The 3,268-nt window shown below is 44.1% G+C and carries 4 protein-coding genes and 1 pseudogene; 4 read left to right on the top strand and 1 reads right to left on the bottom strand.

The features are described from left to right. Window positions 1–121: 121 nt before the first annotated feature. The 4 genes from U8U01_RS17070 to U8U01_RS17055 all read left to right on the top strand — a co-directional run bounded on the left by U8U01_RS17070 (window position 122) and on the right by U8U01_RS17055 (window position 3,185). The gene (locus U8U01_RS17070) at window positions 122–922 is read left to right on the top strand and encodes a helix-turn-helix domain-containing protein (protein ID WP_322176786.1); all 801 of its coding nucleotides are present in this window, start codon (window positions 122–124) and stop codon (window positions 920–922) included. A 35-nt stretch (window positions 923–957) separates the two neighbouring features. After that, window positions 958–1,506: an SMI1/KNR4 family protein gene (locus tag U8U01_RS17065; protein WP_160203194.1), complete on the top strand. Its 549-nt coding sequence runs from the start codon at window positions 958–960 to the stop codon at window positions 1,504–1,506. Between the two features lie 27 nt (window positions 1,507–1,533). Further along, on the top strand, window positions 1,534–1,977 hold the full coding sequence (locus U8U01_RS17060; RefSeq protein ID WP_016304742.1) for a YfbO family protein: 444 nt from the start codon (window positions 1,534–1,536) through the stop codon (window positions 1,975–1,977). 620 nt (window positions 1,978–2,597) lie between these two features. Continuing rightward, window positions 2,598–3,185 (top strand): DUF3800 domain-containing protein, encoded by a 588-nt coding sequence (locus tag U8U01_RS17055; RefSeq protein WP_322176785.1) that lies wholly within the window; start codon window positions 2,598–2,600, stop codon window positions 3,183–3,185. On the opposite strand, the pseudogene U8U01_RS17050 reads toward U8U01_RS17055, so the two are convergent. Next, window positions 3,163–3,268: pseudogene (locus U8U01_RS17050) on the bottom strand (IS5/IS1182 family transposase); the annotation flags it as partial. The gene U8U01_RS17055 and the pseudogene U8U01_RS17050 sit on opposite strands and share 23 nt — an antisense overlap.

Below are 3,268 nucleotides of genomic sequence, written 5' to 3'. Positions count from 1 at the left end.
GGGACATGGCAAGCCGTTTGGATATGACGACCTTAAAATAAATCTAAAGCGGGCAAAAAATATGGAATTATTACCGATTCACTAACTTCCGATTTATCGAACAGACAAGGAGGGCGAGAAAATGTCTTTATCCATTCAAGAACGCTTGAAAGACCTGCGTGTGCAGCGTGGCTTGACGCTGGAACAGCTTGCAGAGCAGACGAACCTCTCCAAGCCTGCGTTGGGCAGTTATGAAGCGGACGATTTTAAGGACATCAGCCACTATGCTCTTATCAAGCTGGCGAAGTTTTACGGCGTGACCACCGACTATCTGCTGGGGCTGTCTGAAATGAAGCGTCCCCCAAACGCTGATCTTGCAGACCTGCGTTTGAGTGACGGAATGATTGACCTGCTGAAAAGCGGGCAGGTGGACAATGCTCTGCTGTGCGAATTGGCGGCGCACCCGGATTTTATCAAGCTGATGGCCGACCTTGAAATCTATGTGAACGGAACGGCGGTGAAGCAGGTACAGAGCGCAAACGCCATTGTGGACGCTATGAGCGCAATGATTATGAAACAGCACAATCCCGGCTTGACCGACCCGCAGTTAAGACAGCTTATCGCTGCCCATATTGATGATGACAGCTTTTGCCGTTACATAATCCAGCAGGACATAGACGAGATAGCCGCCGGCCTGCGGGAAGCCCACAGGGAGGATTTTTTCAGCATCCCGGAGGATAACCCGCTGAAAGGATTATTGGAAGCCGCTACCGAAATTACCAACCCAGACAGTGACCCGGAGCAAGCGTCTTTGGCGTTTATCTGCAAACGGCTGCGGCTGAACTTTAAGAAGCTGTCCGGGGAAGAAAAGAAGTGGCTGAAAAAGATTGCACAGAAGTCGGACTTGCTGAAAAAACCAACCCCACAGCGGGGACGGAAGTAAGAAAATAAAAAATCGCATTTTGTAGGAGGTATATTATGTCATTGGAAAAAGTTTATGATTATTTCCATAATTATGATAAGCAGACTTATCAGGTTGTAGCTTGTATGGGAAATGAGCCATCGGAGCAGGATATAAAGGATTTTGAAAATCAGTATGGAATAAATCTTCCTGCTGATTTTAGAGAGTTCACTATGTCCCCATTAGGTGGGCTTTATATGGAGGTTCGAGAAGAAATATGGCCACAAGCGAAACAATATGACATAGGCCCATTTTGGTCGTTCTGTCGAGGAATTATAGTCTATGGAATTGCCAATGGAATACCCGATTTTTTGGATATTCGTGAAAAAACGAAAGAACTACACGATGAAGGTTTTACTGATTTTATCCCATTCTTGTCCATTATAGGGAATGGTGATGAAATATTTTGTTTTGACAAGAATAATAACATAGTCCTTCTTGACTACTACACAACAGGAGAAGCTACACCGATTGAGGGGACTTTTTCAGATTGCTTGATGAGCCAAATTGCGGAGTTAGAAGAACGGAAAAACAAGAAAATCCGGGGAGAGGATAAAATCAACTAATTCTGATTTGCGAGGAGAATTGTGACTATGATAGAGTTGAATACATTCAAAAAAATATTGGAAGAAAATGAAGAACGCTTGCCATTACTAACGCTTGATGAATTTTTCGATGGAAACACAGAGGAGGATTCCATTGCTCCGAACCAATGGGAATTTGGCCGTCCAACGCTTTCTGAAATACGAAATATGCTACAAAAGATTGAGTTAATGCCTGACATAGCATGGGTGCGTGTTGCTCTCCACGATGATACAGAAATCGTAGAAAACAATGGGAAAGAAGAATTAGTTCTTGCAGGAGATACAATCGTGATTTGCACAACCATTTTGCCTGCGGAATTAGAAAAATTAGTAAATTGCGAATGGCTATGCTCTGATGGAGTAATTACAATAGAGGCATTTGAATTAAATACTTATTCGTGCGTACCACCAATTCCAGATAACTTCGATTGTTTGGAAATCGTGTGGGACTAATCTAAAACTTTCAGTTTATCGGGGGAGATAGCAAAGGCAGCCGAGCCAGTCAACGGTCAAGATGAACGGCGCACAAATGCGCCGCCGTTGACAGCCCCGCCTGCCTTTGCTGATGGGCAATCAAGGCGGGAAAGCCCTAAAATGGCTTCCCGCCCATTTCAATTTTGAGAAAAGAACGACCACTAAAATAAATGAGTGTGGCCACACATATAGTCACGGTGTCTAAAGGTTTGGGACATTTTGTCCCATAGGCTGAGGACGGTGGACGAGGGCTTTCATATACGCCCTGTCTGCTGCTGAAACCAGCCCTTTGTTTCCGGCTTCCCAGCCCCAAACAAAGCCCTGTTTTCCTGCCGCTTCAAATGCCCTTGCCCTCCCCGGCGGCAACGGCATTTTCACGGCAACGCCGACAGAGCGTATAACACACTACACTTTGCTTCGCAAAGTCGTGTGCCAAATGGGGCGTTGCCCCCTTTGGATACCCCCACAACAAACAGGCGCTATGCCCCTTGCCGGGAGCATAGCGCCTGTTTGTTGTCAGCAGCCCGTTTCACGGTCTGCGTGTAGTTCCTTGTAAAATGACCTAAAGCATTAGCTAAATCATTGAGGAGAGAACAATAATGGAACGTGTTTATGCTTTCACAGATGAATATGGCGCGTTCGGATGGGATATTAACAATCCAGATGTATCTACACATTTCATCATTACAGCAATTATTGTAGAAGAAACAAATGTGGACCAGTACAGGAAGTGTGTGGAACAAATTCGAAAAAACCATTTTCAAGCAGGGGAAATGAAATCTTCTAAAGTGAGTAGAAATCATGAACGCCGCAAACGTATACTTACGGATTTGTCCCCCCTTCCGTTCAGTATTTTTTCAGTTTGTATTGATAAGAAAAATTGCCTAGAAAATATGAATTCAAAAGGACTTCAATACAAGAAAGTATTCTATAAATTCATGAATAACATTGTTCACAAGGAGTTGAGACGAGCATTCAAGAAAGTAACCATTATTGCTGATGAAATGGGCAGTAATGAGTATATGCAAAGTTTTTGCCAATATGTTATGAATCATCAGGATATGCCGAATCTGTGGGGAGATGCAGATTTTAGTTTTCAAAATAGCAAAAATGATGTTGGTCTTCAAGTAGCCGATTTTATTAGCGGGACATTAGATGGCGTCGTCAATAAACAAGGAGCCAAATAGCAATACAACGGATCTGGACAGCGGCGGCGAAGGAAGAGGCGTTTTTGGCGTAGCGCGTAGCAATACCGCGCCATCTTTTGAGA

Source organism: Acutalibacter caecimuris (assembly GCF_034335085.1).
Lineage (GTDB): Bacteria > Bacillota > Clostridia > Oscillospirales > Acutalibacteraceae > Acutalibacter > Acutalibacter caecimuris.
This window is presented reverse-complemented; position numbering and strand designations above follow the sequence as displayed.